29 protein-coding genes and 1 pseudogene are annotated in these 26,901 nt (G+C 69.8%); 8 read left to right on the top strand and 22 right to left on the bottom strand.

Going from position 1 to position 26,901, the window contains the following annotated elements:
- Positions 1-144 precede the first annotated feature (144 nt).
- From DCI01S_RS00150 to DCI01S_RS00130, 5 genes are all read right to left on the bottom strand, one after another.
- Positions 145-738 carry a hypothetical protein gene (locus DCI01S_RS00150; RefSeq protein ID WP_061227404.1) on the bottom strand — a complete coding sequence of 198 codons (594 nt, stop codon included), beginning with the start codon at positions 736-738 and terminating at the stop codon, positions 145-147.
- A gap of 161 nt (positions 739-899) precedes the next feature.
- The gene (locus tag DCI01S_RS00145) at positions 900-1,982 is read right to left on the bottom strand and encodes an NAD(P)H-dependent flavin oxidoreductase (protein WP_061227403.1); all 1,083 of its coding nucleotides are present in this window, start codon (positions 1,980-1,982) and stop codon (positions 900-902) included.
- Positions 1,979-2,749 carry a CoA-transferase subunit beta gene (locus DCI01S_RS00140; protein ID WP_061227402.1) on the bottom strand — a complete coding sequence of 257 codons (771 nt, stop codon included), beginning with the start codon at positions 2,747-2,749 and terminating at the stop codon, positions 1,979-1,981. The genes DCI01S_RS00145 and DCI01S_RS00140 overlap by 4 nt, the downstream gene beginning before the upstream one ends.
- Entirely contained in the window at positions 2,749-3,606 is an 858-nt protein-coding gene (locus DCI01S_RS00135; protein WP_243699675.1) for a CoA transferase subunit A, read from the bottom strand. The genes DCI01S_RS00140 and DCI01S_RS00135 overlap by 1 nt, the downstream gene beginning before the upstream one ends.
- Before the next feature lie 114 nt (positions 3,607-3,720).
- Positions 3,721-4,497 (bottom strand): enoyl-CoA hydratase family protein, encoded by a 777-nt coding sequence (locus tag DCI01S_RS00130; protein WP_061227400.1) that lies wholly within the window; start codon positions 4,495-4,497, stop codon positions 3,721-3,723.
- Between the two features lie 78 nt (positions 4,498-4,575).
- On the opposite strand from DCI01S_RS00130, the gene DCI01S_RS00125 reads away from it, so the two are divergent.
- Together DCI01S_RS00125 and DCI01S_RS00120 are read left to right on the top strand one after the other, a co-directional pair.
- Positions 4,576-5,367, top strand: coding sequence for an SDR family oxidoreductase (locus DCI01S_RS00125; protein ID WP_061227399.1), 792 nt, complete (start codon positions 4,576-4,578; stop codon positions 5,365-5,367).
- Between the two features lie 42 nt (positions 5,368-5,409).
- The gene (locus DCI01S_RS00120; protein WP_061227398.1) at positions 5,410-6,327 is read left to right on the top strand and encodes an SDR family oxidoreductase; all 918 of its coding nucleotides are present in this window, start codon (positions 5,410-5,412) and stop codon (positions 6,325-6,327) included.
- Positions 6,328-6,580: 253 nt separating this feature from the next.
- Here DCI01S_RS00120 and DCI01S_RS00115 read toward each other — a convergent pair whose 3' ends face one another.
- The 4 genes from DCI01S_RS00115 to DCI01S_RS00100 form a co-directional block, all read right to left on the bottom strand.
- The gene (locus DCI01S_RS00115; protein WP_061227397.1) at positions 6,581-7,471 is read right to left on the bottom strand and encodes a hypothetical protein; all 891 of its coding nucleotides are present in this window, start codon (positions 7,469-7,471) and stop codon (positions 6,581-6,583) included.
- A gap of 130 nt (positions 7,472-7,601) precedes the next feature.
- Positions 7,602-8,123, bottom strand: coding sequence for a nitroreductase family deazaflavin-dependent oxidoreductase (locus DCI01S_RS00110; protein ID WP_061227396.1), 522 nt, complete (start codon positions 8,121-8,123; stop codon positions 7,602-7,604).
- Positions 8,120-8,707 carry a GNAT family N-acetyltransferase gene (locus DCI01S_RS00105; protein ID WP_061227395.1) on the bottom strand — a complete coding sequence of 196 codons (588 nt, stop codon included), beginning with the start codon at positions 8,705-8,707 and terminating at the stop codon, positions 8,120-8,122. The genes DCI01S_RS00110 and DCI01S_RS00105 overlap by 4 nt, the downstream gene beginning before the upstream one ends.
- A 1-nt stretch (position 8,708) precedes the next feature.
- Positions 8,709-9,875, bottom strand: coding sequence for a steroid 3-ketoacyl-CoA thiolase (locus DCI01S_RS00100; RefSeq protein ID WP_061227394.1), 1,167 nt, complete (start codon positions 9,873-9,875; stop codon positions 8,709-8,711).
- Positions 9,876-10,041: 166 nt separating this feature from the next.
- Between DCI01S_RS00100 and DCI01S_RS00095 the strand changes: the two genes are divergently transcribed.
- The gene (locus DCI01S_RS00095) at positions 10,042-11,286 is read left to right on the top strand and encodes a cytochrome P450 (RefSeq protein WP_061227393.1); all 1,245 of its coding nucleotides are present in this window, start codon (positions 10,042-10,044) and stop codon (positions 11,284-11,286) included.
- Positions 11,287-11,534: 248 nt separating this feature from the next.
- Here the strand turns inward: DCI01S_RS00095 and DCI01S_RS00090 are convergent, their stop codons facing one another.
- From DCI01S_RS00090 to DCI01S_RS00070, 5 genes are read right to left on the bottom strand one after another with little or no spacing between them, the layout of a single operon-like run.
- Complete coding sequence (locus tag DCI01S_RS00090) at positions 11,535-12,440, bottom strand: TIGR03619 family F420-dependent LLM class oxidoreductase (RefSeq protein ID WP_061227392.1); 906 nt, start codon at positions 12,438-12,440, stop codon at positions 11,535-11,537.
- Position 12,441: 1 nt separating this feature from the next.
- A complete protein-coding gene (locus DCI01S_RS00085) occupies positions 12,442-12,960 on the bottom strand; it encodes a nuclear transport factor 2 family protein (protein ID WP_061227391.1) in 519 nt (172 codons plus the stop codon).
- A complete protein-coding gene (locus tag DCI01S_RS00080; RefSeq protein WP_061227390.1) occupies positions 12,957-14,141 on the bottom strand; it encodes a thiolase family protein in 1,185 nt (394 codons plus the stop codon). Before DCI01S_RS00080 ends, DCI01S_RS00085 begins: the two co-directional genes overlap by 4 nt.
- Entirely contained in the window at positions 14,138-15,205 is a 1,068-nt protein-coding gene (locus tag DCI01S_RS00075; RefSeq protein ID WP_061227389.1) for a thiolase family protein, read from the bottom strand. The genes DCI01S_RS00080 and DCI01S_RS00075 overlap by 4 nt, the downstream gene beginning before the upstream one ends.
- A 10-nt stretch (positions 15,206-15,215) precedes the next feature.
- Positions 15,216-16,253, bottom strand: coding sequence for a Zn-ribbon domain-containing OB-fold protein (locus DCI01S_RS00070; RefSeq protein ID WP_082767556.1), 1,038 nt, complete (start codon positions 16,251-16,253; stop codon positions 15,216-15,218).
- A 66-nt stretch (positions 16,254-16,319) separates the two neighbouring features.
- Between DCI01S_RS00070 and DCI01S_RS00065 the strand changes: the two genes are divergently transcribed.
- From DCI01S_RS00065 to DCI01S_RS00055, 3 genes are all read left to right on the top strand, one after another.
- Positions 16,320-17,354, top strand: coding sequence for an LLM class F420-dependent oxidoreductase (locus DCI01S_RS00065; RefSeq protein ID WP_061227388.1), 1,035 nt, complete (start codon positions 16,320-16,322; stop codon positions 17,352-17,354).
- Positions 17,355-17,476: 122 nt separating this feature from the next.
- Complete coding sequence (locus tag DCI01S_RS00060) at positions 17,477-17,737, top strand: ribbon-helix-helix protein, CopG family (RefSeq protein ID WP_061227387.1); 261 nt, start codon at positions 17,477-17,479, stop codon at positions 17,735-17,737.
- Entirely contained in the window at positions 17,719-17,973 is a 255-nt protein-coding gene (locus DCI01S_RS00055) for a BrnT family toxin (protein ID WP_061227386.1), read from the top strand. Before DCI01S_RS00060 ends, DCI01S_RS00055 begins: the two co-directional genes overlap by 19 nt.
- A gap of 9 nt (positions 17,974-17,982) precedes the next feature.
- On the opposite strand, the gene DCI01S_RS00050 is transcribed toward DCI01S_RS00055, so the two are convergent.
- The 3 genes from DCI01S_RS00050 to DCI01S_RS00040 form a co-directional block, all read right to left on the bottom strand.
- Positions 17,983-18,267 carry a hypothetical protein gene (locus tag DCI01S_RS00050; RefSeq protein WP_156482519.1) on the bottom strand — a complete coding sequence of 95 codons (285 nt, stop codon included), beginning with the start codon at positions 18,265-18,267 and terminating at the stop codon, positions 17,983-17,985.
- Positions 18,264-18,920 carry a DUF1707 SHOCT-like domain-containing protein gene (locus DCI01S_RS00045; protein ID WP_061227384.1) on the bottom strand — a complete coding sequence of 219 codons (657 nt, stop codon included), beginning with the start codon at positions 18,918-18,920 and terminating at the stop codon, positions 18,264-18,266. The genes DCI01S_RS00050 and DCI01S_RS00045 overlap by 4 nt, the downstream gene beginning before the upstream one ends.
- A gap of 70 nt (positions 18,921-18,990) precedes the next feature.
- Positions 18,991-19,869 carry a DUF1707 SHOCT-like domain-containing protein gene (locus tag DCI01S_RS00040; RefSeq protein WP_061227383.1) on the bottom strand — a complete coding sequence of 293 codons (879 nt, stop codon included), beginning with the start codon at positions 19,867-19,869 and terminating at the stop codon, positions 18,991-18,993.
- Between the two features lie 106 nt (positions 19,870-19,975).
- On the opposite strand from DCI01S_RS00040, the gene DCI01S_RS00035 reads away from it, so the two are divergent.
- The gene (locus DCI01S_RS00035) at positions 19,976-21,571 is read left to right on the top strand and encodes an acyl-CoA synthetase (protein ID WP_174521493.1); all 1,596 of its coding nucleotides are present in this window, start codon (positions 19,976-19,978) and stop codon (positions 21,569-21,571) included.
- A 102-nt stretch (positions 21,572-21,673) separates the two neighbouring features.
- On the opposite strand, the gene DCI01S_RS00030 is transcribed toward DCI01S_RS00035, so the two are convergent.
- On the bottom strand, positions 21,674-22,507 hold the full coding sequence (locus tag DCI01S_RS00030) for a hypothetical protein (protein WP_061227382.1): 834 nt from the start codon (positions 22,505-22,507) through the stop codon (positions 21,674-21,676).
- Positions 22,508-22,681: 174 nt separating this feature from the next.
- Here DCI01S_RS00030 and DCI01S_RS00025 point away from each other — a divergent pair, with 174 nt between their 5' ends.
- On the top strand, positions 22,682-24,142 hold the full coding sequence (locus tag DCI01S_RS00025) for an aldehyde dehydrogenase family protein (RefSeq protein ID WP_061227381.1): 1,461 nt from the start codon (positions 22,682-22,684) through the stop codon (positions 24,140-24,142).
- Positions 24,143-24,148: 6 nt separating this feature from the next.
- Here DCI01S_RS00025 and DCI01S_RS00020 read toward each other — a convergent pair whose 3' ends face one another.
- The 4 genes and pseudogenes from DCI01S_RS00020 to DCI01S_RS18095 all read right to left on the bottom strand — a co-directional run.
- Positions 24,149-24,718 carry a sensor histidine kinase gene (locus tag DCI01S_RS00020; protein ID WP_167349524.1) on the bottom strand — a complete coding sequence of 190 codons (570 nt, stop codon included), beginning with the start codon at positions 24,716-24,718 and terminating at the stop codon, positions 24,149-24,151.
- The gene (locus tag DCI01S_RS00015; RefSeq protein WP_061227379.1) at positions 24,667-25,692 is read right to left on the bottom strand and encodes a histidine kinase dimerization/phospho-acceptor domain-containing protein; all 1,026 of its coding nucleotides are present in this window, start codon (positions 25,690-25,692) and stop codon (positions 24,667-24,669) included. Before DCI01S_RS00015 ends, DCI01S_RS00020 begins: the two co-directional genes overlap by 52 nt.
- Positions 25,689-26,375 carry a glycosyltransferase family 2 protein gene (locus DCI01S_RS17700; protein WP_368664629.1) on the bottom strand — a complete coding sequence of 229 codons (687 nt, stop codon included), beginning with the start codon at positions 26,373-26,375 and terminating at the stop codon, positions 25,689-25,691. Before DCI01S_RS17700 ends, DCI01S_RS00015 begins: the two co-directional genes overlap by 4 nt.
- Before the next feature lie 197 nt (positions 26,376-26,572).
- Positions 26,573-26,752, bottom strand: a pseudogene (locus DCI01S_RS18095) (glycosyltransferase family 2 protein); the annotation flags it as partial.
- Positions 26,753-26,901 lie beyond the last annotated feature (149 nt).

Here is a 26,901-nt window from a genome sequence, read left to right as displayed (position 1 = left end):
GGATGGTCGGTGGTGCTCATCACACCTGTCGCTCAGGTTGCGCTCAGTGTTACACAGGCGCAGGCCGTCCGCCCGGTGAACGACGATGCCCGGCCGGGGCGGACCCGGCCGGGCAGCGTGGGACGCGATTTAGCGCGATTGAGGTCAGTTCTCGGTCTCGCCCTGTGCAGAAGAGAGAGTGCCCAGGTCGAGTGCGCCTTCAGTGTCTCCTCCGCCGAGGACGGACGAGAGGGTGTCGAGGCCAGCACCCTCGCCGGAGCTCATCGCGCCCAGGCTGCCGAGAGCTGCGTCAAGCGGGTTGCCGACCACGACGAGCGGGGTGATGGACGGCTCGCCGGGCACGCAGTAGGTAACGGCGGAGTAGACGCCGGACTCGACCGTGGCCGAGACGGTCACGTCGCCGAGAGTGACATTGGCGATGGGTGAATTCAGCGGGCTGCGAAGGAACGTGGCGACGGTGTCGCCACTCAGAAGCTCGGTGATTGCACCGAGGTCGAGGGTCGAGATGGCGGCGAGCTTGCTGGCGAAGGTTGCGGCTTCAGCTGTGGGTGCGACGGCGGCGACGCAGGTAGCGACATCTCCGAGACCGTCATTCTCGAAGGTGATGGAAATCGTGTTGCCCTCGACGACAGGGCTCGATGCGGTGGCGGCCGACGCCGCGCCGGCACCGGCGACGGTCAGGGCGGCGGTGGCGCCGAGGACGGCGGCCGCGCGGACGGCGGTACGAACAGAAGTCATGGGTCCTCCGGGAGGGGTGGGGGATATGAGCCCGCGCGTGCGGGGACGTTTCTCAGGATATGCCAAGACTCCCCTCATGTTCCGGGTACGCACCAAATACGACGAACCCGCCGACCCAGAGGGCCGTGCGGGTGCGTCGGTGGCGACGGTCGAGCGGGCCGTCAACCCAGGGCGCGGAGCGCCGCGAGACGCTCGTGTGCCTGCGTCATGATCCGCTGGATCAGCTCGTCGCAGCTCGGCAGGTCGTCGATCATGCCGACGACCTGCCCGGATGCGAGCACACCGGCATCGGTGTTGCCCTCGACCAGGCCGGCCTTGAGCAGCATGGGCGTGTTGGCGGCCATGACGATCTGCTGCCAGGTGCGGTCGGTGGCCTTCTTCATGTTGAGGCCGTCCCTGGCGAGCTGCTGCCACTTCATGCCCGTCATGGACTTGAACTTATTAGCGTTCTGCACCGCCGCGGTCAGCCCCTTGAGGGGGCTTCCGGACTCCAGCGCGTTGACCAGGCCCGTCCGCAGGACGCGGTGCGGCATGCCATCGACGCGGGTGGAGACGACCGTGTCCTGCAGACCCCGCTCGAGGTATTGCTTCTTCACCGCGTCCGGCACCTGCGAATCGCTGGTGAGGAGGAACCGTGTTCCCATCGCGACGCCGGCGGCGCCGTAGGACAGCGCCGCGACCAGGCCGCGTCCGTCGAAGAACCCGCCGCCGGCCACGACGGGGATCGAGGTGTTCCCCGCGCCGCCGAGCGCGTCGATGACGCTGGGGAGCAGGAGGGTGGTGGCGACCTGGCCGGTGTGTCCGCCGCCCTCACCGCCCTGGACGATAACCGCGTCGGCGCCCCAGGAGGCGACCTTGACGGCGTGCTTAGCGGCACCGATGGAGGGGACGACGACGAGGCCGTTCTCCTTGAGCCTGGCGATCAGCTCCGGCTTGGGCGCGAGGGCGAACGACGCGACCTTCACCCCGTGGCGGATCAGCAGCTCGCACCGCTCGGCGGCGTCCTCGGCGTCCGCCCGGAGGTTGACGCCGAAGGGCTTGCCGGTGAGCTTCTTCGTCCGCACGATGGCGTCCTCGAGCTCGGCGTAGGTCATCGTGGCCGAGGCGATGATGCCCAGACCGCCGGCGTTGGCGGTCGCGGCGGTCAATTCGGGTCCGGAGACCCAGCCCATGCCCGTCTGGACTATGGGGTATTGGACGCCGACGAGCTCGGTGAACGCGGTCGTGATGGTGGGAGCGCTCACGCGGCTGACACCTCACGGTCGCGGAACCCGCGGGGGTCCAGCACCTCACGAATGATGCGCAGCTCCTCGGCCGAGGGATCGCGGGTGACCGCTGCGTCGGCGAGGCCCTCGATAACGAAACCGGTGCTCTCGGCGACCTCGTCGGCGGTCACGCCCGGGTGCAGGCTCAGCGCGCGCATGCTGTGGTCGGTGCCGCCGAAGTCGAACACGCCGAGGTTGGAGACCACGCGGTGGAGATGGTGGTAGCGGAACGCCGGGTCGCCCTCCGTGTAGCGGTCGTAGCCGATGCCGCAGACCACGTCGACCTTCTCGGTGAACACGCGCGAGGAGTGCTTGCCGACCCAGTAGCTGGTGGCGTGGTTGATCGTGTTGCCGGGGGCCCCGCGCAGGCCGAACATCTGGCGGGTCGGCTTCTGCACGTCGTCACCGAAGGCGGATAGGTTCTGGTTGCCGAACCGGTCGATCTGGTTGGCGCCCATCACGACGTGGCGGGTGCCGGCCTGCAGGACGTCGAAGACGCGGGGGAACGGGATGTAGCCCTCGAAGTCGATGGTCTTGCCCAGCGGCGGGGTCTGACCGAGGAAGCGGTACTCGCCATCGGTGATGAGCAGGTCGGGCTCGGTGGTGAGCCGGGCCAGACGCGCGCCGATGGTGGCCATCGGGGTCATGGGGGAGGCGAAGATCTCGCCGGCACCGGCGAAGATCTCCGCGCACGCGACAGCGCAGTACTCGGCCCTCGTGGCGGACTGGGCGGTGACGTCGGACATCACTTGGCTCCCTTCTCGGCGGCCTTCTCGGCAGCGGCCTTCTCCGCGAACGCGGTGACGGCCTTCTGATAGTCCTCCTCGGTCCCGGACAGGAACTCGTCGACGAACGCCTTCCACGAGTCCTCGTCCTTCGCGGACGCGGCGTAGTGCTTCTGGAACGCCTCGTCGCGGGCGTAGCCACCGGCGAAGGTGAAGTGGGCGCCATTCGGTGCCTCTGAGATGGTGTCGACGAACATGCGGCTGATCAGCATGCGCTGCGGTCCGACCTCGTTCATGAGAGCGTCGGCGGAGTCGACGATCTCATCGGCCTCGAGCAGGACGGTGTCGGCGGCCATGGCGTACAGGTCGTCGAAGTAGCCGTCCGCGCCGGTGAACGCGGCGTTGCCGTGCTTGTCGGCCTTGTCGAGGTGGATCAGGGCCGCGTCCATGCGCAGGGCCGGCATCGCGACCAGCGTCTCGGTCTTGCCGTCCACCGGGTAGGGCGAGTCGACGGTCTTGAGCTCGTCGCCCCAGAAGCGGAAGACGTCGGAACCCAGACCGGCGCGCGTGGGCAGGAACGGCAGGCGCTGCGCGGCGGCGGTGAGCCCGGCGCGGACCATGCCTTCGTCCATCTCGCGGGCGATGATCGCGCCCTCGGTGCGGCGGCGCGCGAACCACGGGTCGTAGAACGGGGCCGAGTCCAGGGTGACGAAACCGTAGTAGGCCTTGGAGACCTTGCCGGCCGAGCACAGCAGGCCCAGGTCCGGGCCGCCGTAGGTGATCACGGTCAGGTCCGCGAGGTCCTCGCGGCGCAGGATCGCGCGCACCAGGGCCATCGGCTTACGCCGCGAGCCCCAGCCGCCGATGCCGATGGTCATGCCGCTCTCCAGGCGCGCCACCGCATCGTCCAGACTCGTGCGCTTGTCGCGCGGGGTGGGGGTCGTGGTCACTTCTTCTCGCCCGTCCTTCCGGCCGTCTCGTCAGCCTTGTTGTCACGCATGCTTGTTGTCACGCTTGTCCAGGTTCTTTCCGGTGGCGACGAACTCGTCGCGGTGCTCGTCGGACACGCCCGCGAGGTTGAGTTCGAACGTGAAGCCCTGCTCCATGCGGTACGACGACTTCACGTCGACCGGATCGATGTGATTGATGGCCTCCTTGGCCGCCCGGATCACGCGGGTGTCCTTGGCGGCGATCGCCTCCGCCAGCTCGCGGGCCGCCGCGTCGAGGCGGTCACGGGGGACCACCTCGTACACGGTTCCCCAGTTGTGGAGCTGCTGCGCGGTGACGTTGCGGGAGGTGAAGTACAGGGTGCGCATCATGTGCGGCGGGACCATGCGCGCCAGGTGCGTGGCCGCGCCGAGCGCGCCGCGGTCCACCTCCGGCAGGCCGAACACCGCGTCGTCCGAGGCGACGATGCAGTCCGCGTTGCCGACGAGCCCGATGCCGCCGCCCACGCAGAAGCCGTTCACCGCGGCGATCACCGGGACCGCGCACTCGTAGACGGAGTTGAAGGCCACGTAGCAGCCGCGGTTGGCGGCCAGCAGGTGGTCGAAGCCCTCGAAGTCCTGCATCTCCTTGATATCCACGCCGGCGTTGAAGCCGCGGCCCTCGGCCCGCAGGATCACGACGTGGACCGCGGGGTCGTTGCCGGCGGCGAGGATCTGCTCGCCGAGTTCGAACCAGCCCGCGGACGGGATGGCGTTGACGGGGGGATAGTCGACGGTGACGGTCGCGATGCCGTCAGCCCCCTTGTCGACCGTGATGCCCATGGTGCTCCCTTCGCACGCTACCGCCCGCCCGAGGCTGCCCGGTGACTAACCAAACGCTTGCTTGGTAGGCTAGCACGCATGACGAACATCGATCTTGGCCTGGCGGGGAAGGTAGTCCTCGTCACCGGAGGGGTCCGGGGCGTCGGAGCCGGAATCAGCCGTGTGTTCTCCGATGCCGGCGCCGTCGTCGTCACCTGCGCGCGGCGACCCGCGGACGAGGGCTCCGACGTCGCGGACCTCGAGTTCCACTCCGCCGACCTCCGGGACCCAGAGGCGGTGCGGGCGATGATCGACGCGATCGTCGACAAGCACGGCCGGCTCGACGTGGTGGTCAACAACGCCGGCGGCGCCCCGTTCGCGCTGGCCGCCGACGCCAGCGCGAACTTCCACTCCAAGATCGTGGCCCTCAACCTGCTGTCCGCGCTCACCGTCTCGCAGAAAGCCCACCGGGCCATGACCGCCGACCGCCCCGGCGGCCCGACCGGCGGCGCGATCGTCAACATCTCCTCGGTCTCCGGCCACCGGCCGTCGCCCGGCACCGCCTCCTACGGCGCGGCCAAGGCCGGCATCGACTCGCTCACCGGGTCACTGGCCGTCGAATGGGCCCCGCTCGTGCGCGTGAACTCCGTCGTCGTCGGACCCGTGAAGACCGAGCTCGCCGAAATGCACTACGGCGACGCCGAGGGGGTGGCCGCCGTCGACGCCACCATCCCCATGGGGCGCATGGCCGAGCCGGTCGACGTGGGCCGCGCCGCCGCGTTCCTCGCCTCGCCCCTGGCCGCGTATATCACCGGCGCCGAACTGCTGGTCCACGGCGGCGGCGAGAAGCCCGCGTTCCTGGCGGCCTCCACCGCCGCGAACAAGCACTGACCCACAGCACCCGCACCGCCCACCTCAACAAAGGAGACATCAATGGGAATCTGCGACGGACGCGTCGTCATCGTCACCGGCGCCGGCCGCGGAATCGGCCGTGAGCACGCGCTGGCCTTCGCCGCCGAGGGGGCGAAGGTCGTCGTGAACGACCTCGGCGCCGGCCTGGACGGGTCGAACGTCGGCGAGTCCCCGGCGGAGCAGGTCGTGGCGGAGATCAAGGCCGCCGGCGGCGACGCCGTCGTCAACGGCAACGACATCTCCTCGTGGGAGGGTGCCCGCGACCTCGTCCAGCAGGCTATCGACACCTTCGGTGGCCTCGATGTGCTGGTCAACAACGCCGGCTTCCTGCGCGACAAGATGCTCGTCGGTATGAACGAGAGCGACTGGGACAACGTCATCAACGTGCACCTCAAGGGCCACTACGCGCCGCTACGTCACGCCGCCGAGTACTGGCGCGCGGAGTCCAAGGCCAGCCGTGCGCGCCAGGCGCGGGTCATCAACACGTCGTCCGGCGCCGGCCTTTTCGGCTCGGTGGGCCAGGGCAACTACGCGACCGCCAAGGCCGGCATCGCGCTGCTGACCATCCAGACCGCGGCCGAGATGAAGGGCTACGGCGTCACCGCCAACGCGATCGCCCCGTCCGCCCGCACCCGCATGACCACCTCCGCCGGTGAGGCCATGGCCGCGCAGATGGCCGCCCCCGAGGACGGCTCGTTCGACGTGATGGACGCCGCCAACATCTCGCCGCTCGTGGTGTGGCTGGGTTCGGAGGAGTCCGGCGATGTCTCCGGCCGCGTCTTCGAGGTCGAGGGCGGCAAGGTCACCGTTTGCGACGGCTGGCAGCGCGCCGCCTCCGAGGACAAGGGCGCCAAGTGGGATCCGGCCGAGCTCGGCTCCGTGGTCCCGCGTCTGCTGTCCGAGTCGCCGGCCCCGGTCCCCGTCTACGGCGTCCGCTGACCTGACGCCGGGTCCTGCGCACCCCCGCGCCCGGCCCGCGCGGTTGCAAGACATCGCCGTCCTCCTGCAAGACAGATTGGTCGAGAATCCGGTCTGGAATCGCATCCGAAGTCGTGCAGGGCGTGACGGTTATCTTTCAACCGAGGTTCGGGTGTCGAGAGCACACCGTGAGCGAACAAGAGGGAGCCCCGCACCTAAAGGGGTGCAGGGCTCCTCTGATCAGAAGGCGTGTGGCGGCCGAGGCCGGATCAGATCAGGGGCGCGGGCAGTTCTGTGCGTCGACCGAGCCGAGGCCGGCGAGCTGATCGATCTGCGCCTGCGGCAGGTCGCACAGCGGGAAGCCCGGCAGCGGCGGAAGCTGGACGTTGGCGCCTGCGGCGGCACCGACGGCTGCGCCGCCGAGGGCGGCAGCGCCGCCCAGCGACAGGATCGGCAGCAGGCCGCCGACGCTCGCCTCGACACTGCTGACAGTCTCGAGGGAGGACATCGCACCGTCCCTCGAGCCGAGGTTGGTCGAGGCGGTGCTCATGTCGAAGGCGTTCTCGATCGAGCCGGTGAGCGACGTGAGCGAACCGTTGACCTCGGTGAGGTCGCCGAAGGAGCCGGTGAGGACATCGGCGCTGCCGCCGGTCGAGCCGCCGTTGCCGGTCAGCGAGCCGAGCAGCCCGGTGTCCGGATCGGACAGCGAGTCGGAGAGGTTGCCGATCGAGCCCGCGATGTTCTCGGTGACATCGCCCGCGACGACCGAGCCGATGACCGGCTCGAGCGACCCGCCGCTGTCGATCGAACCGCCCAGGGGACCGGTGATGTCGCCGGCAGATCCGTTGGTCAGCGAGCCGGAGACGCCCGTACCGATGTTCTCGGCCGAGCCACCGATGCCCTCGGTGGAGCCGTCCGGGAAGTTGGCGGACAGCGGCGGGAGCGCAGCCGAACCGCCGAGCGGGTTGAACCCGGCGGAGCTGGGGAACGCCGCAGATCCAAAGAGCGGGTCCGAGCTGAGCGTGGGCAGGTCGGACGAGCCGCTGAGTGGGTTGAGGTTTCCCGAACCGCCGGCCAGATCGCCGCCGGAGCCGGCCGCGGTGCCGGCGGAGCCGGTGATCGCGCTGACCAGACCGCCGATGGGCGTGGATCCTCTCAGCTCCATGGGCCCCGTTGTGGCCGTAGTCACGTAAGAATCCTCTGAGTATGAAGATTTGTCAATGGCGTGCACTCGTTAGGCGACCTCATCGTGTCCGCGGCGATGACGCATGGCTGACGTGCACCAAGTTGGCGAATCAACCACTCCGGCCGGCGCGCGACCTCTCCGCGGGCTCGCAGATCACCACCGGAATCACGCGGCTCGTGTTTGCCTGATACTCAGCAAAATCCGCGTAACGCTCGACGAGCCGCGGCCACAACTCGGCCCGCTCGCCCGGGGTGGCCTCCCTCGCCGTCATCGACCTGACCCGGCGGCCCACCTGCACGGTGACGGACGGGTCCGCCAGGATGTTGCGATACCACTGCGGATGCGAGGGCAGCCCGCCCTGCGAGGCGACCAACAGGACGCGGTCTCCGTCCGGGATGTGCAGCAACGGGACCGTGCGTGGTTCGCCGGATTTGCGCCCCGTCGTCGTCAGCAAACACACCGGGACCGGCGCCCGCTGCGCCGATCCCACCCGCCAGGTCCCGCCGATCCGACCGCCCGTGCGCTGGTACAGCCACGTGTTGGCCCGCGACATCACCTTGATCACGCCGACGACCCACGGCGCGCCACGCCGTGGGTCGTCGGTGCCGGTCTCGGGCTGCTGATCCGTCACTTGCCGCCGGCCATGGGTGCACGGACGATTACGTGCTTGCCGGGGAAGAACGCCGCGAGCTCACGGCGGCTCTCCTTGAGCGCCAGCAGGCCGTATCCCTTCTTCCGCTCCTCCGGGTGGATCCAGATCGCAACGTCAACATCGCCGTCGTTGACCTGCTCGCCGAACACGAGGCCCACCTGGGTGCCCCGCGCGCCGTCGACGGCGACGAACCACATCGCCGACTCGGCGTCGATCCGTTTCAGCCCCTCGCGGCGCTCCTGCTCCGTGCGGCTCTCGTCCCACGTGCCGCCCGTCGCCGACGAGGCGTCGGTCGAGCGCGCCTTGTACAGCGCACTGTGCTCGTCCGAGTCGCGGAACGGGTGCAGGGCGAAGCTCGACGGACTCGAGGTGTCCGGTTGCTCGGTGGCGCCGCCGACGAACGACTCGAGCGGGGCGCGCAGAACCTCGCGCGCCTCGTCCGTCGAGACCGCCAGGAGGTGGGATACGGCCTTGACCGCGTCGTCCGTGCCGGAGGCGGACGAGATGGCGGCAAAGATCTCCTGCCGACGTCCTGCGGCCGCCTCGATGACGTTGCTGCTCATGTCAAATCCTCTCGATGATGCTCGCCGAGGCCTGGGCGCCGCCCGCGCACATGGTGATGAGGGCGCGTTCGCCGTCCGTGCGCTCGAGCTCGTGCAGGGCGGTGGTGATGAGCCGCGACCCGGTGCTGCCGACGGGGTGGCCGATCGCGATGGCCCCTCCGTTGACGTTGATCTTGTCCATGTCGGGCCCGTGCACCTGCGCCCAGCTTAGGAGCACGGAGGCGAACGCCTCGTTGCATTCGAAGAGATCGAAGTCGGAGATCGACATGCCCGAGCGGTCGAGGACGCGCTGCGTGGCCTGGACCGGGCCGTCGAGGTGGTATTCGGGCTCGCCGCCGACCAGTGCCTGGTGGACGATGCGCGCGCGGGGCTCGAGGCCGTGCGCCTTGGCGACGTCCTCGTCCATGAGCAGGACCGCCGCCGAGCCGTCGGACACCTGGCTCGAGGTGCCGGCGGTGTGCAGGCCGCCCTCGAGGACCGGCGTGAGGCCGGCGAGCGCCTCGGCGGTGGTCTCCCGCAGGCCCTGATCGCGGGTGACGGTCACCGTCTCGCCGGTGTAGGTGCCGTCCTTGAGGCGCTCGGGGGCCTCGACGGCGAAGGTTTCGCGATCGAACCGGCCTTCGTCCCACGCGCGCTGCGCATTGGCCTGCGACCGGACGCCCAGCTCCTCGAGATCGGCTCGGCTCAGGCCGCGACGCTTGGCGATCCGGTCGGCGGCCGTGAACTGGTCGGGCAGATCCACCGTCCAGTCGTCGGGGCGGGGCATGCCGTTCTCGCCGTTGCCGACGGCCGCGCGGAGCGCGATCCAGCTCATCGACTCGACGCCGCAGGCGATGCCGACGTCCACGGCACCCGCGTGGATGAGGTTGGCGACGAAGTGGTTGGCCTGCTGCGCGGACGAGCACTGACAGTCGATGGTCGTGCACGCGGTCTGCCAGGGCAGGCCGGAGGCGAGCCAGGCGCCGCGGGTGACGTTGTTGCCCTGTGCGCCGGCCTGGGTCACGCAGCCGCCGACGACCTGCTCGACCAGGGTGGCGTCGATGCCTGCGCGGCGGACGACCTCTTTCTGGGAGGCGCCCAGCAGGTGCGCGGGGTGGAGGCCCGACAGCGCGCCGCGTGCCTTGCCGATCGGGGTGCGTACGGCCTCGACGATGACGGGATTTCCCATGGTTTTCCTTCCGGGAATCCGGCCGGAGGTAGGCCTGGCCGGAGCTGAACGTGTTCTAGTATGGTGTGTGGAACGTGTTCTAGATTACAGCCCGGGCGAGGGGTTCGCAGTATCCGGGTTGTGGGAGCGAACACCTGACGCAAACCGACGCGGCCAAGGAGTGCCAGTGCAGCCAGTCACCATTCCCGAGGGGTTCGACTTCACCGACCCGGAGCTCTACCAGAAGCGACTTCCGCATCCGGAGTGGATGCACCTGCGGCAGACCGAGCCGATCTGGTGGTGCGCCAACGAGCCGGGCGCGGACGGGTACGACGACGACGGCTACTGGGTCGTCACCAAGCACGCAGACGTCAAGGAGATCTCCCGGCGCACCAACGAGGTGTTCTCCACCTGGGAGAACACTGCGATCCCGCGCTTCGCGCCCGGGACCGAGCGCGAGATCGTCGAGATGACGCGCTTCCTGTTCATCAACCAGGACGGCGACGAGCACAAGAAGTACCGCCGCATCATCTCCAAGGGGTTCACCCCGCGGAACATCGCGAAGATGCGTGAGAACCTCGCCGAGAAGGCGCGGAACATCGTGGAGACCGCCGCTGCCAAGGGCGGGGGAGATTTCATCACCGAGGTGGCCTCCGAACTCCCGCTGCAGGCCATCGCCGAACTCATCGGTATCCCGCAGGAGGACCGCCACCAGATTTTCGAGTGGTCCAACAAGATGACCAGCTACGACATCCCGGAACTGGCGGACGAGTCCAACGCCGCCAACGCCGAGATCCTCGGCTACGCCATGGAGCTGGCCGCCAAGCGCGAGGTCGACCCGCGGGACGACCTGGTGACCAAGTTGGTCCAGGCCGACGTTGACGGCGAGAAGCTCTCCGCGGACGAGTTCGGCTGGTTCGTGGTGCTGCTCGCGGTGGCCGGCAACGAGACCACCCGTAACGCCACGACCCACGGGATGATCGCGTTCCTGGACAACCCGGACCAGTGGGCGCTGTTCAAGGCCGAGCGCCCGGACACCACCTACGACGAGATCCTCCGCTGGGCCTCGCCGATCTCGTCGTTCCAGCGCACCGCCACCGAGGATGTCGAGATCGGCGGCGTGACCATGAAGAAGGGCGACCGTGCCGCGATCATGTACGGCTCGGCGAACTTCGACGAGGACGTCTTCGAGGATCCGTTCACCTTCAACATCCTGCGCGACCCGAATCCGCACCTGACGTTCGGCGGTAACGGCCCGCACTACTGCATCGGCGCCAACCTGGCGAAGCTGCAGATCGAGCTGATCTTCAACGCGATCGCCGACCACATGCCCGACATCACCTCGATGGGCGACGCGACCCGCCTGCGTTCGGGCTGGCTCAACGCCATCCAGGACTGGAAGGTCGACTTCAAGTGCCCGGTCATTCACTGAGCTGACACCGCACCCACGGCCGCGCACCCTGCGGTGGCCGAGCAGCCCCGGTCTCGTCTGCTGTCGCAGGCCGGGCCGGGGCTGACGTGTTTCCGGGGTCGCCCTCGCACGGGGGAGACGCTCCCGCGGGAGGTGGGGAGGCGTACGCGGCGAGGGAGGCGCCCCGAGCGGGACCGGCTGTCCTAGCTCGGGCGGTACCAGGACATCGCTGCGCACGTGCCCGCCTGATCGGCACCGCAGGCCGGGTGTCAGCCGGTGAGGCCGTACTTCTCGCCGAAGCGGTGGAGCGAATCGATCTTCTGCTGGGCCGTGGCGTCGTAGCCGAGTCCCTCGATCATCCACGGCAACACGATGATGTCCGTGACCCCGGCCTCGGCCAGCTCGGTGAAACCACGGGTGCCGAACCTGTCCAGGCAGACCACCTGGATGGCGAAGGGCTTGCCGTCGCCGCGGTCGGCGAGCGAGCGGCCGCTGGCCTCGAGCAACTCGCGCAGGCGCGTGACGGTGGCCGCGATCTCGTCGAACTTCATCATCGCGCTGGTCCAGCCCTGGCCGATCCGTGCCGCACGTTTGAGGGCTATCTCGGTGTGTCCACCCACGTAGAACGGCACCTGCTCGGACGGGGCCGGGGTGAAGATGAGCTCATCGAAGTCGAAGTGGTCGCCGTGGAACTCCATCCACTCGCCCTTCAGTCCCTCGCGCATGATCATCAGCGACTCGTCGACCCGTTTGCCGCGACCTTTGAACGGGGCGCCGCACCATTCGAACTCGTTGGGGTCCCACCCGATCCCCACGCCCAGGTCGAGCCGGCTGCCGGTCATCAGTGCGACGGAGGCGACCTGCCGGGTCAACAGCAGCGGGTTCCGCGGCCCGACCTTGAGCACCTGCGGGGAGAACCGGATGGTCGAGGTGGCCCCGCCCATCGCGGCGGAGGCGATCAGTGGCTCGACCCACTCGGTATTCTCATCCCACATGCGCGAGCCGTCCGGCGTGTACGGGTACTCCTTGTCCTGACGACGCGGATGGAACAGGGAATCCGGCAGGACGACCCGGTCGAATCCGGCGGCCTCGGCGCCGCGGGCGATCGAGATGTACTGGTCGACGGGGGAGAATGAGACCGGGACGGAGAATTCGACGTCCACTACACGTGCCATTTCAGTTGTCCTTCCGGAGTGCGCCGGCGATGGCGGCTTTGTCGTCGTCGGTGAGCGGCCGCAGGCCCGAGGTCAGCGCGACCTCCTGTTCCCAGAAGGCGCGGAGGGAGACCAGGCGGCCGTCGGAGTCGACGCGGTAGTCCACGGCGATGTCGATGTCCATGATGTTCTCGCCCATATGCGTGCGCATGGTGCCGGTGCACAGTAGTTCGTCGCCGGCGGCGATCCCGCGGTCGAAGCGGAACTCGATGTGGTCCGGGGTGGCCACGGCCTTTTCCCAGAACTCCAAAAGCCGCTCGGTACCGCGGTGGCCGACGCCCTCGGCGTCGAACATCGACGGACCGACAGGGTCCTCGATGCAGCCCTCGGGCGCCCAGCCGGCGATCCAGGCGTCACGGTCACCGGCGTTGGTCGCGGCCCACGATCGGCGGGCGGCGGCGTAGGCCGGACTCGCCAGAGCGGCCGCGCTCAACTCGAGCGGTCGGTACTGGCCGGACTCGTCCAGGTAGGGGTTGTTCATCGCTTACGATCCGTTCCCACGACCCACATCGAGAAGTACTGTGAACCCCCGCCGTAGGCGTGCCCGAGGGCCTTCCGGGCGCCGGGGATCTGGTGCTCGTCGGCGCGATTCATCACCTGGCGGGCAGCCTCGGCGAACCGCAGCATGCCCGAGGCTCCGATCGGGTTGGAGCACAGGACGCCGCCGGACGGGTTGACCGGCAGCGAGCCGTCGCGCGCAGTGACGCCGGACTCGGTCATGCGCCAGCCCTCGCCCGGTTCCGCGAACCCGAGACTCTCCAGCCACATCGGCTCGAACCAGGAGAACGGGACGTAGATCTCGGCGGCGTCGATCTCCTCGGCCGGGTTGGTGATCCCGGCCTCGGCCCACAGCGCGGCCGCGGCATCGCGGCTGGCCTGCGGGTTGGCGTAGTCGCGCCCGGCGAAGGTGCCCGGCTCGGTGCGCAGGGCGGTGGCGTGGATCCAGGCGACCTGGCGGCCGGCGGACTCCACGGCCTCGGCGGCCTCGGCGTCGCCGATCACGATCGCGCACGCGCCGTCGGAGGACGGGCAGGTCTCGTCGAAGCGGATCGGGTCCCACAGCATTTGGCCCTCGAGCACCGTGTCGACGGTGATGTCGGGCTGCTTGAGGTGCGCGTAGGGGTTGATGGAGCCGTTGAGCCGGTCCTTGACCGCGACCATGGCGCCCACGTGCTCTGGGGCGCCGTTGCCCCGGATGTAGGAGCGCACGTGCGGGGCGAAGTAACCGCCGGCGCCGGCGCCGACCGGCGCGGTGAACGGCACGGGCAGCGAAAGGGCCCACATGGCGTTGGACTCGGACTGCTTTTCCCACGCCACGGCCAGCACGCGCCGATACCGCCCCGACTGGACGTGGGAGGCGGCCACGATCGCGGTGGATCCGCCGACGGAGCCGGCGGTGTGCACCCGCAGGAGCGGCTTGCCCACGGCGCCCAGGGCATCGGCCATCATCAACTCGGGCATCATGACCCCCTCGAACAGGTCGGGGGCCTTGCCCACGATCACCGCGTCGATGTCGTCCCAGCCCACACCGGCGTCGGCCATGGCGGCGTCGATGGCCTCGCGGCAGAGGCCGGCCATGGAGACGTCGGTGCGGCGCGAGACGTGGTGGGTCTGACCGGTGCCGAGCACGGCGGCGGGCAGGCCGGAGCTGTGGGCGCTCATTCGGTGCGTCCTTCCAGGAGGCAGATGAGGTTCTGCTGCAGCAGATGGCCGCTGGTCGCGTGGGCCAGGGCGCGCTCGGTGCCTCCGGACCAGATGGCCTCGGCGGCGTAGCCGATGCGCTCGAGCCCCGCGGAGAACAGCGGGTCGGCGACCAGCGAGCCGCCCGACGGGGTCACCACGACGTCGCTGGGCAGGTCCAGCGCCGCGCGGAGGAGCAGTTCCTGGTGCGTGTACTGGGTGTGCAGCTCGGCGACGCCGACGCCGCCGAGGTCAGGACGATCCGACGACGACGACGAGCCACTCGCCCGGACCGCGGCAGCACGGGCCGAGGGCGAATCCGTGAGATCGCGCGCCCCGAACTCGGCGGAGTCGGCGATGTGCTCGATCCCCGAGATGTAGGCCGGGTCGGCGACCAGTTCGCGGGCGCGGTCGCCGGCGGCGAGGATGATCGCGGCGGCGCCGTCGGTGACGGGCGGGCAGTCGTGGCGGCGCAGCGGGTCGGCGATGTACGGCTCGTCCAGGAGTTCGGTGGCGTCCCGGCCGTGTGCGCGGGCGGCGACGGCGGCCATCTCGGCCTCCGACCAGCGCCCGGCGTCGATGCCGGACCGGGCCTGCAGCGCGGCCACGTGATGGCGGCCCGGCCACAGCGGGGCCACGGTGTAGGGGTCGAGTTGCAGTGCGAGCGCGGTGTCGAGGTCCGCGCTGGCGGAGGCCTTTCCGAAGCCGTAGACCAGTGCGGTGTCGGCGTGGCCGGCGGCGATCTTGAGGTACGCCTCGAACAGTGCCCAGGCGGCGTCCATCTCCACGTGCGACTCGGAGATCGGCGGCACGGCGCCGATCGAGTCGACGGCGGAGATGAAGGAGAAGGCGCGGCCGGCCAGGTAGTCCGACGAGCCCGAGCACCAGAACTCGATGTCGGTGCGGTCGAGGCCGGTCTGCCGGTAGCACTCGGCGAAGACGGGGGCGAGCATCTCGACACCGTTGGTCGTGCCGAACGTGGACTCGGAATGGCGGGCGTGGGCGAAACCGATGACGGCCACGTCCCGGGGAGCAGTCTGGGTCACGAGGTGTCCTCTACAGGTGTGTGGCGACGGTGGCGGGATCGGTGTCGGGCTCACCGCTGGGCTCGAAGTGCGTGATGGCCTTCATGGACGCGGGCCGCTCGGACTCCGGCGCCCACACCGCGCGCACGCGCATCCCGATCCGCATCTCCGAGGCCTCGCAGCCCAGGACGAGGTGCTGGACGGGAACGTCGGAGCCGTCGAGCAGGATGTAGGCCGTGACGTACGGGGGCTTGATCTCTTGCCCCGCGAACGGCACGTTGACGATGCCGAACGTGGTGACGGTGCCGACGTCGGCGACCTCGAGGTACTCGCCCATGGCCACCCCGTCGGACGGGCAGTAGTCGCGCGGCGGGACGTAGACCTCGGGGCCGTTGGAGCGGCGGCGCCCCAGCATCCGGCCCTGCACGATGGCGCGTAGGAACTCGCTCTCCGCGGGCGCGGCCGTGTGGGTCACCGACAGGCCGATGGGGGTGACGATCCCGGTGACGGGCTCGCCGTCAGTGGGCGGGGCGTCGGTGTCGGTGTGGTCGTCGTCGTGCCCTTCGGGGACCACGCACGCGATGTCGTGGACGTCGCCACGTCGCTCGGCCGACCACCGCACGCGCACGCGCATCCCGGTGCTGACGGCCTCGGGGCCGTCAGCTGCCAGGGCCAGGAGCATGGCGGTGTCCGCGCCGTCGAACCGCACGAGCGCCCAGGCGAACGGCGTGTCGAGCGGGTTGAACTCGGTGGGGTCGGGAACCCAGGTCCAGGCCACGACGACGCCGCCGACCCCGTCGCCCGAGCCGACCTCCACTGTCTCGGTGAGCGGCGCGCGCGTATGCGGGTCGAACTCGACCGGCGGGACGTGCACGGTGCCTTGGGAGTCGCGGGTGCCCACGATGCGGCGGTCGCGGAGGCCGGTGAAGAACGCTCCCAGCACGGGGCCGGTCGACCTGGTGTAGTTGAAGGACGGCGTCAGCGAGGCGGACAGCACGGGCTGGTCCGGCGAGGTGATATCGACAACGATCTCTCTGGACGTCACACCCGTAAGTAGAACACGTTCCATCGAGTTCCGGGCGGCTTTTCGTGGTGTGCGTCACGCGGATCCGGCGGCGTGGGTCACACTGTGTCCATGAAATTCGCCTTGCAGCTGGGGTACTGGGGCGCGCAGCCGCCCGCCGACCACGCGGAGCTCGTCGTGGCCGCCGACCGGGCGGGGTTCGACACCGTCTTTACGGCCGAGGCGTGGGGGTCGGACGCGTTCACGCCGCTGGCCTGGTACGGCTCCATGACGGAGAACATCCGCCTGTCGACGGCCGTCGTGCAGCTCTCGGCGCGCACGCCCACGGCCACCGCGATGAGCACCCTGACGCTCGACCACCTGTCCGGCGGCCGCTTCTGCCTGGGCCTGGGCGTCTCGGGGCCGCAGGTGGTGGAGGGCTGGTACGGCCAGCCGTTCGCCAGGCCGCTCGCGCGGACGCGGGAGTACATCGACATCATCCGCAAGGTCCTGCGGCGTGAGGAACCCGTGACCTCGGACGGCCCGGCCTACACGCTGCCGTACGCCGGAGGCGACGCCTCCGGTCTGGGCAAGCCGCTCAAGTCGATCGTCCACCCGCTGCGCGAGGACGTGCCCATCTGGCTGGGTGCCGAGGGCCCCAAGAACGTGGCGCTGGCCGCGGAGATCGCCGACGGCTGGCTGGGCTTCCTCGCCTCCCCGCGCACGGCGTCGGAGTTCAACGCCTGGCTCGACGAGGGCTTCGCCCGCCCGGGCGCGCGCCGCACCCGCGAGGACTTCGAGGTGGCGTTCCTCTGCCAGTTCCACATCACCGACGATCGCCGCGCGGTGCTCGACGCCTACAAGCCGTTCACCGCCCTGTACGCCGGCGGCATGGGCGCGGAGGAGAAGAACTTCCACGCCGAGGCGTTCCGCCGCATGGGCTTCGCGGACGAGGTCGAGGAGATCACCCGCCTGTTCCGCGCCGGCCGCAAGGACGAGGCCGCCGCCGCGGTGCCGGACGAGATGGTGGAGGCCACGGCGATCATCGGTGACGAGGCGTCGGTGCGCGAACAGATCGCCGAGTGGGAGGCCGCCGGCATCACGATGCTCGTCGTGACCTGTCGGTCGGTCGAGGAGATCGAGAAGCTCGCCACGCTCCTCGACTGAGGGGCTTCGGCGGGGCCCCCGGCGCGGCGGCGCGCTGACCTGGGGTGCCCTGGAAGGGGCGTCTAGGGCACGGCACGTGCGCGGGGGTGACCGCCGAGGACATTCGTATTACACTAGTCGCCATGGAGCGGAAGATCGAGGGTCGCGATGTGACCGAGAGCCAGATCGACAAGTGGGTCGACGAGGCGGAAAAGGGATATGACCCGGAATGGCTCCGCCCGCGAATGGGCAGGCCGGTTCGCGCGGGTGGCACGTCCAAGGTCGTCCCCGTCCGTTTGACGGACGCTGAGCTCGAAGCCGTGATGGCACGTGCGGAGCGCGAGCACCTCAACCGGTCCGACGCGATCCGCAGGGCACTCGCGGAGTGGGCCTCGGCCTCGTGATCCTTCGGCGGTCGGCGTTCAAGCATGGCCTGACCGAAGGGGAGATTCGCACCGCATTCGATTCTCCGCTGTTGACCGGTCCACTCGACGATGACCATCCACAACGCATTCTTGCCCTGGGGTTCGACACTGTGGGTCGGGTGCTCGAGATCGTCGCGTTGCGGTATGACGATGGTTCTATCGAGATCATCCACGCAATGAAGGCTCGGAAGGCTTACCTGGATCTTCTCGACTGAGGAGGCCGTCTACGGGGCGTGGATGCTCTTGGGTTCGCCGGTGTGGTCCACGAGTAGGTAGCCGCTCAGGTGGACGTCGTTGCTCACGTACACCCGGTACTGGGGCAGGCCCTGCTCGTCGGCGTCGATGATGACGTACGTGCTGGTGGGGTCGGGGATCCCGAGGGTCTCGGGGGCGCCGCGGACCACGGAGGCGACGAGGGCCGGGTCGATGTCGGCGATCCGGAACGTCGGGTCGGGCAGGGGTGAGGCGGGCGAGTCGTCGCGGTCGTCCCAGCCCCTGCGGTAGGTCATGCGGAACTCGCGGCTGGGGTGCTCCGCGTCGGGCCAGGTGAGGACCGCGTACTCGGGGTACACCACGAGGTCGGTGGCCACCTCGGAGCCGGCGGCGTCGGGTGCGGTGTCGCGGATGCGGGTGAGGCCCTCCGCCGAGAGCGCCGAGGGGGTGTCGAAGACGCGGGCCTCGCCGTCGTCGCCCCCGGCCCCTCGTCCCCCGCGGGCGCGGGCCGGGCGATCACGGACTCGCCGGGGTCGTCGATCGGCCGCGTGTCGTCGCTCAGCGGCGCCAGCGCGAGGAACAGGCCCAGCGCCCCGGCGAGGACCACGGCGGCCACGCCGACGCTCTTGCGGGTGGACCACTGCGTCGGCACCTCGATGTCGCGGATCTGCTCGGCGGAGAGGGGGGTGGTGCGGTGGGGTGACGACGACGAGGTGTTCGTCCGACGGGCGGGCGTGCGGCCGGCGGGGAGGCGGACCTTGCCCTGGAGGTCGGCCACCAGCGGGCGGAGGTCGTCGAGGTGGCGGGCGGCGGTGGCCGCGCGGACGCGTTCGTAGTGTTCCACGTGGTCGAGATGCCCGGAGTCGTGGGCCGTGTCGAGGGCGTCGAGCACGGCGGCGCGATCGGCGTCCGTGGCCCGGAGGGGCGTCGGACCAGAAGTGGTGGCCATGGCCCCGAGGATAGCCGCGGGTGAGAATTCCGTTACCCTCGCGCGGGCCCGGCCGGGTCCGGTGGCGGGATCAGTTCGGGGCGTCCACGCGCAGGACGTCGCCGTCGTGGTCGTAGCGGACCGTGCCCAGGCGTTCGCCGGCGTGCACGGCGACGGTGAACTCGGGCTCGCCCAACACGTCGGCGAACACCGAGACGTGACTGACCGGGGCGCCCTCGCGGCCCAGCTCGGCGGGCGCGGACTCGAGTGCGTCCATGACCGTGGTGGCGTCGATCCCGTCGAGCCGGAAGGTCGCCGACTCGGTGCGCGAGTGGAAGGAGGGCTCCTGCCACTCGCCCCCGCTGAACTGGTGCGACAGGCGCTTGCCGGGCTCGGTGGGGTCCTCGTACATCAGGGTCGCGCGGTCGCCGTGGACGGTGAGCACGTCGATCGGGACGTCGCCGAACTCCTCGCGGGCGGAGGCGAGCATCCGCTCCAGGCCCTCGTCGGTGTGGAGCGGGCCCGGCTCGGCGGGGGCGGAGATCGACGGGAGGTCCGGGCCCGGGGTGTCACCGGGAGGGGAGGCGACCACCGCGACGCCCACCACGACGAGGGCGGCGGCGACGCCCGCCACGACCGGCCACTGACGCCGGCGCGTGTCGCCCGCGGGCTTCTCGCCCCCGTGCTTCTCGAGCCCGGCGGCGTCCCCGGCGCGGGCCGGGCGGCCGCTCTCGTCGGGCAGGTCGGTGGTGACGCCCTGCAGGTCGGCCACGAGGGGGCGCAGCTCGTCCACGTAGGTGGTGCGGTGGACGGCGCGGGTGCGCTCGAGGTGCTCGAAGCGGTCGAGTTGGCCGTCGGTCATGGCGGCGTCGAGGGCCTTCCACACCGAGTCGCGCTGGGCGTCGGTCGCGCGGAGTCGGCGGCGCGGCGACTGGTGAGAGCGCGAGGGGCGTTGGGGATTCGGGCTCATGACGACGAGGATAATCCCGCCTCCGGCGCCCGGCGTGTGGCCGTCGTGTGCCGTGCTGGGCCGAAGTTCCGACATCGTGGCGATAACACGTTCTAGTGTGGAGGGCATGACTGCGCCCGCCCCGTCCGTTCCCGCCGACGCCGGCATCCTCGACCCCCGCACCGGGGAGCACGTGACCAGCGTCTACCGCATCGCCGAGGCCGAGCCCCACCGCACCGCCGTCATCGAGGCCTCGGGCCGCCAGGTCATTTTCGGCGAGCTGGCCGACGCCGCACACGGCTACGCGCGCGGCCTGCAGGCGCTGGGCCTGACGGCCGGCGACGGCATCGTGCTGCTGGCGCCCAACGGGATCGGCTTCCTCGAGGTGTACTTTGCCGCCCTGGAGATCGGCCTGTACGTGGCGCCGGCCAACTGGCACCTCACCGGGCCGGAGGTGGCGTACATCCTGGAGAACTCGGGCTCGACGGTGTTCGTGGCCGACGAGCGGTTCGCCGACGTGGCCTCCGCCGCCGCGAGCGAGGCCGGGCTCGACCCCGCGCGCTGCTACGCGATCGGCGACGTCCCGGGCTTCCGGCCGCTGGCCGAGCTCACCGCGCGCGCCGAGGGGTCCGACCCGCTGCCGCGGGACCGCACGCTCGGCGCGCCGATGCTCTACACCAGTGGCACCACCGGCCGCCCCAAGGGCGTGCGCCGCCCGCTCACCGGGGCGAGCCCGGACCAGGTGACGGTGCCCAACTACTACTTCTTCGCCGGCTTCGGCATCGAGGGTCCGGACAACGTCCACATCTGCGGCTCGCCGCTGTACCACACGGCCGTGCTCAACTTTGTGGCCATCTCGCTCAACCTGGGCCAGGCCGTGGTGCTCATGGACAAGTGGACGCCGGAGGAGATGCTGCGGCTCATTGACGCGCACGGGGTGACGCAGTCGCACATGGTGCCCACGCAGTTCTCGCGGCTGCTCGAGCTGCCGGAGGACGTGCGGGCGACGTACGACGTGTCGAGCCTGCGGACGATCGTCCACGGCGCCGCGCCGTGCCCCCAGCACGTCAAGCAGGCGATGCTCGACTGGTGGGGCCCGGTGCTCACCGAGTACTACGCCGGCACCGAGGGCGGCGGCTGCACCATCACCGGCGAGGAGTGGTTGCGCAAGCCGGGATCGGTGGGGCGGCCGTGGCGTACCACCACCCTCAAGATCCTCGACGACGACGGCAACGAGCTGCCCACCGGGGACATCGGCAACGTGTACCTCCAGATGCACGGCTCGCGGTTCGAGTACCACCAGGACGCCGAGAAGACCGCCAAGACCTACGTGGGCGAGCTGTTCACGATGGGCGACATCGGGTACGTCGATGAGGACGGCTACCTGTTCCTCTGCGACCGCAAGAACGACATGATCATCTCCGGCGGCGTGAACATCTACCCGGCCGAGATCGAGGCGGAGATGACCCGCCACGACGCGGTCCGCGACGCCGCCGTGTTCGGCATCCCGCACGCCGACTGGGGCGAGGAGGTCAAGGCCGTCATCGAGCTGGCGGAGGGCTACACCGAGTCCGACGAGCTCACGGCGCAGATCCTCTCCGACCTGAGCGCCCGGCTGGCCAAGTACAAGATGCCGCGCTCGATCGACGTGGTGGACGAGCTGCCGCGGCAGGCCAACGGCAAGCTGGTCAAGCGGACGCTCAAGGACCCGTACTGGGCGTAGCCGGGGACCTGGACCGGCCCTGAGAACGACCGCACCCCCTGCCGATCGGCAGGGGGTGCGATGTTCGGTGTCAGCGCTGTGCTGCGCTCGGGTGCGGCGGGATCAGCTGCCGAGGTCGGTGAGCGAACCGGCGAGCGAGCCGAGCGGGGTGCCGGCGATCGAGCCCTGCACCGGGGTGCAGGTGCCGCTGCCGACCGGGTAGGTGCCGGTCAGGGTGGCGGTGCCGGTCATCGATTTGGTCTCGGCGGCGACGGGGCCGCTGACCTGGACGCCGACGCCCGTCTTGGCGTCGAGATCGCCGAGCTCGTAGGTGAGCGTGTAGCCCTCCTCCGCCGAGCCGGTGACGACGGGCTCAGGGAGCTTGACGTCCCAGGTGTAGTCCGGCATGCCGAAGGCGTCCTCGCGCGTCTCGAAGAAATTCGTTTCTCCGCCGTTCGGCGCCTGGGTGAAGGTGTTCGGCTCGAACGTCAGGGTGAGGACCGCGTCATTGATCGGCACCTGGGTGGCGACCGGCGTACGCCAGTGGAAGGTGTTGCCGTTGATCCAGTGCTGGAGCTGCAGCTCGCCGGGGCTGTCGAAGCCGGAGCTCAGCTCGGAGACGAAGCCGCCATTCGCGGGGCTGTTGACCGGCTTGCCGTCGCGGTCGAGGTAGAGGTCGCCCTCGCCGACCGTGCGGGCGTTGATCGCCTCGGCGACCCAGTTGACGTCGCAGCCGACCGAGCGGTCGCCGTCGACGGTACCCAGGTTGGTGCCGAGAGCGGGGCCGTCGTCCTCGGGCGCGCCGATGGAGCCGAGCGAGCCGGCCGGGATGCTGGAGCCGGCCGCGGTCGAGGCGGCCTGGGCCTCGAGCATGAACTCGGCTGACTGGGCGTTGGCGAGGGGAGTGGACGCCAGGGCGGCGACCGCGAACGCGGCGAGAGTGACGCGAGTGCGCATGGATTCTCTTCCTTACGTGTGGAGGGATGTGACATGGGCGATGTAAGCACGTCTCCAAGCGATTGGCTACCCGATAAGAGTTTTGTGAAAATATTCATCTACTTAGAATCTTCTGTAACGTCCCGTGCTTCCAGCCGGCTCGCACATGGCGAGAACACGTTCTACCCTGGGGGCATGGCCACGACCCCCACCGCCCGCGACCTCACGCTCGCGCAGATCCTCGAGCGGCAGCAGCAGTCCTTCCTCGCCGACCCGCAGCCCGGCGCCAAGATCCGCCGCGACCGCATCAGCCGGCTCAAGAAGCTCGTCCTGGACAACGCCGCCGAGCTCACCGAGGCCATGCGCGAGGACTACGGCTCCCGCCCCGAGACGCTCTCCACGCTCTCCGACATCGCCTCCTCGATCCCGGACCTGGACCACCAGCGCGGCCACGTCCGCAAGTGGATGAGGCCCACCCGGCCTTCGCGCGCCCTGGACCGCCTGGGCTTCACGCAGCAGATCCGGCACGACCCCAAGGGCGTCGTGGGGATCATCGGCCCCTGGAACTTCCCGCTCTACCTCACGATTGTCCCCGCGGGCTCCGCGCTGGCCGCCGGCAACCGGGTGATGATCCGCCCGAGCTCGGTCACCGCGCACACCACGGAGGTGCTCTGCAGCCGGGCGCCGGAATACTTCGCCGTCGACGAGCTGGCCTTTGCCGGCCCCGAACACGGCCGCGGATCCGACTTCTCCCGCCTCCCGTACGACCACCTGTTCTTTACCGGCTCGCCCGGCGTCGGCAAGTCCATCGCCCGGGACGCCGCCGAGAACCTCACCCCGGTGACCCTCGAGCTCGGCGGCAAGAACCCGGTGGTCGTGGACGCCTCCGCCGGCCTCGAGCGGGCAGCGCGCAACATCGCCTCCGCCCGCCTGGTCAACGGTGGTCAGGTCTGCATGTGCCCGGACTACGTGTTCGTGCACGACGACCAGTACGACGCGTTCTGCGAGACCGTGTTGGACCAGTGGCGTCGCACCCTGCCGGCGATCGTCGGTAACCCGGACTACACCGCCACGGTCAACACCTCGAACTACGAGCGGATCGTCGGGCTGGTGGACGACGCCGTGGCCAAGGGCGCGACCAAGCGGGAAGCCGCACCGACGGGGGAGCGGCTGCCGGACGCGCTCACCCGGAAGATCGCGCCCACCCTGCTCACCGGCGTCACCCCGGAGATGGACATCGACTCCGACGAGGTGTTCGGCCCCGTCCTCACCGTCTTCGGCTACCAGAGCGTCGAGGAGCCCATCCGGTACATCAACGACCGGCCCAGCCCGCTCGTCCTGTACTGGTACGGAGAGAAGAACGAGCGGTTCGAGACGGTGGCCGACCGCACCCGTTCCGGCAACATCTACGGCAACGACTTCGGCATCGGCATGGTCTCCTCCGCCATCCCCTTCGGCGGCGTAGGCAACTCCGGCATGGGCTCGTACCACGGCCGCTACGGCTTCCGGACCTTCACGCACGAGCGGGCGGTGGCGCTGCACTCGTTCGACTACTCCGCTGCCGACTTCATGGTGCCGCCGTTCGGCCCGGACAAGAAGAAGCAGGCGTCGATGTACTTCGGCGCGATGAAACTGCGGACGCGGCTGGGGTTGTAGCCCGGCTCAGGTGGTGGGCGACCCGGCGCCGGCGCTCCACAGGGGGACCGCCAGCCGGAACGTGGTGCCCTCGCCCTCCACCGAGTCGAAGTCGAGGCCGCCGCCGTGCGCGTCGGCGATCGCCTGCACGATGTTCACCCCCAGGCCGGTCCCGGGGATCGAGCGGTGCTGGGCGGTGCTCGACCGGAAGAACCGGGTGCCGAGGTGTTCCTGTTCGGCCTCGGGGATGCCGATGCCCGTGTCGGCGACCGTGACGGTGGCGACGTGCTCGTCGACGGTCAGGCCGACGGTGACCGATCCACCTCCGAGCGTGAACTTTATCGCGTTGCTGACGAGGTTGGTCACGGCCCGCTCCAGCTGGAGGGCGTCACCGATGACCTCGGCCGGCTCGACCTGTTCGACCAGCGCCAGGCCCGCGCGGACGGCCGCGGGCTGCAGCGACTCGGTCACGTTCCTCACCACCTCGCCGAGGTCCAGCCGCTCGTGGGCGATATCGAGGTTCTGTGCCTCGATGCGGCTGAGGATCAGCAGGTCCTCGATGAGACCGCGCAAGCGGTCGGCATTACGTTGGACCACCCGACCAGGCGATGTTGCGCGCTCGTCAGCTCCCCGCCGTCGCCGTCGCAGAGCATCTCCGTGTAGCCCACGATCGACGCGAGCGGAGTGCGCAGCTCGTGACTGACCGTGGAGACGAATGCGTCTTTCTGCCGGTCCAGCTCCTCGAGCCTGCTGAGCTGCTCCTCGCGCCCGGCCTCATAGTCGTCCCGCGTGTCGAGCAGGGTGTTGAAGGCCTCGGCCAGCGCGCGTACCTCGGCCGGCCCGTGGTCGGTGCGCGCCCGGGTGCCCCGGCCGCCAACCGTGTCGAGTCGGGCCACGGCGGCCATCTCCTCGATGGGGTCGACGATCTCCTCGGCGGTCCGACGGGTCCCGCGGACGATCGCGAGGGCGGCGGCGAGGGTCATCGCTAAGGCCGCTGCCGAGCCGCCGACCAGCACCCGGGTCCGTAGGCCGCGCATCCGGACGCGCTCGTCACTGGCGAGGGTGTGGATCGAGTCCGCTGCCGCGATCATCTCGGAGAAGTCGGCCAGCGCGCTGACGGATTGCGCGCGGCCGGTCGGATCGTCGGCGGCCGAGTACCCCTCCTCCATCCCCACGATCGAGTCGGCGTACGACCACCAGCTCGCGGACGAGGCGGTCAGCCTTGCCAGGGCGGGGGTGAACTCGGCGTCGTCGCCGATAAGCCGGTCCAACTCGGCGAGCGTCTCGTCGGAGTCGGTTTTGAGCGCCCGCAGTCGGTCCTCCGCCCCCGTTACGTCGTAGACGCGATCGATCCGCAGGTCGGACTGGGCCCACCGCATCGCGATCACCAGGTGGCTCGTGGCGTCGACGACCGGCGTGTAGACGGTGCTGGTGCGCTGCGAGAGCTTGTACTGGAGGAGCAGCATCAGCGGCCCCAGCAGCGCCACCACCACGACGAGGATCAGCATCCGGCGGCTCTTGTCGCGCAGGATCCGCGAGACCTCGGGCGCCTGCTTCTCGCGCGGGCTCATGACACGTTCTCGGTGGTGAATCCGCGTCGCGTCATGACGCCCCAGTTCTGCTCGGTCCCGCGGAGTGCCTGCCACCAGCCGCGCAGTCGCCACACCACGTGGAGCTGGCGGTAGCCGATGTTCTCCAGGGCGGCCGAGCTGATGAGCGAGAGCAGACTCCCGAAGCGGTAGTAGCGCGAGAAGTACACCTCGTCGACGGCGGCGGCCGCCAGCGCCACGACGATCGCGTATCCGTAGGCGACCGCCAGGAACAGCCAGAACGTGGTGGGGTTGACCAGGTCGAGCGCGAATCCGAGGACCATGAGAACCAGGCCGACGGCCTCGATGAGTGGGGCGAACAGTTCGAAGGCCCAGTAGTAGGGCACGGCCAGGACCCCGGCCCGCCCGTAGCGGGGGTTGCCGAACATGACGCGGTGTTTGACGAGGGTCTCCCACAGTCCCCGGTGCCAGCGGGCGCGCTGCTTACGTAGGACCGGCAGCGTCTCCGGCACCTCGGTCCAGCACACCGGCTCGGGCACGAATGTGACGCTGTACTCCTGGTCGCGCTCCCGCAGCAGGCGGTGGATGCGCATGACCAGTTCGAAGTCTTCTCCGATGGAATCGGGGTCGAGGCCGCCGACCTCCACCAGCAGATCGCGACGGAAGCCCCGGAGATGAGGATGAGGGCGCGGAGCTTGGACCATCCGGAGCGGCCGAGGAAAAACGATCGCAGGTACTCGAGCGCCTGGATCTGGGCGAGCACGTTGCGGGACATCCGGACGTCGATGATCTGTCCGGAGCGGATGGTGCACCCGTTGACGACCCGGACGACGCCGCCGGTAGCGGCGGTGCGGAGCGGGTCGTCGGCGAAGGGTTCGGTGACGACGAGCAGGGCGTCGGGGTCGAGCAGGGAGTCACCGTCGACGCAGATGATGAGGTCCTCGACGGAGGCGTTGATGCCGACGTTGATCGAGTCGGAGCGGCCGGAGTTGGCTTTGTCGATGACCGTGAGGCGGGTGTAGCCGTCGCGGGGGACGTAGATGCCGCGGGGGGTCTGGCGGGTGGGGATCTCGTAGGGCACCTCGCGGTTGGCGCGGACCAGGTCGAACGCCTCGATGAGGACGCGGAAGGTGTTGTCGGACGACCCGTCGTTGACGACGATGACCTCGTGGCGGTGATATCGGAGGCCGAGGAGGGACCTGGCGGCCTCGACGACGCCGGCCAGCCTAG

The sequence above is a fragment of the Dietzia cinnamea NBRC 102147 genome (genome assembly GCF_001571065.1).
In the GTDB taxonomy this organism is placed as follows: Bacteria; Actinomycetota; Actinomycetes; order Mycobacteriales; family Mycobacteriaceae; genus Dietzia; species Dietzia cinnamea.
This window is presented reverse-complemented; position numbering and strand designations above follow the sequence as displayed.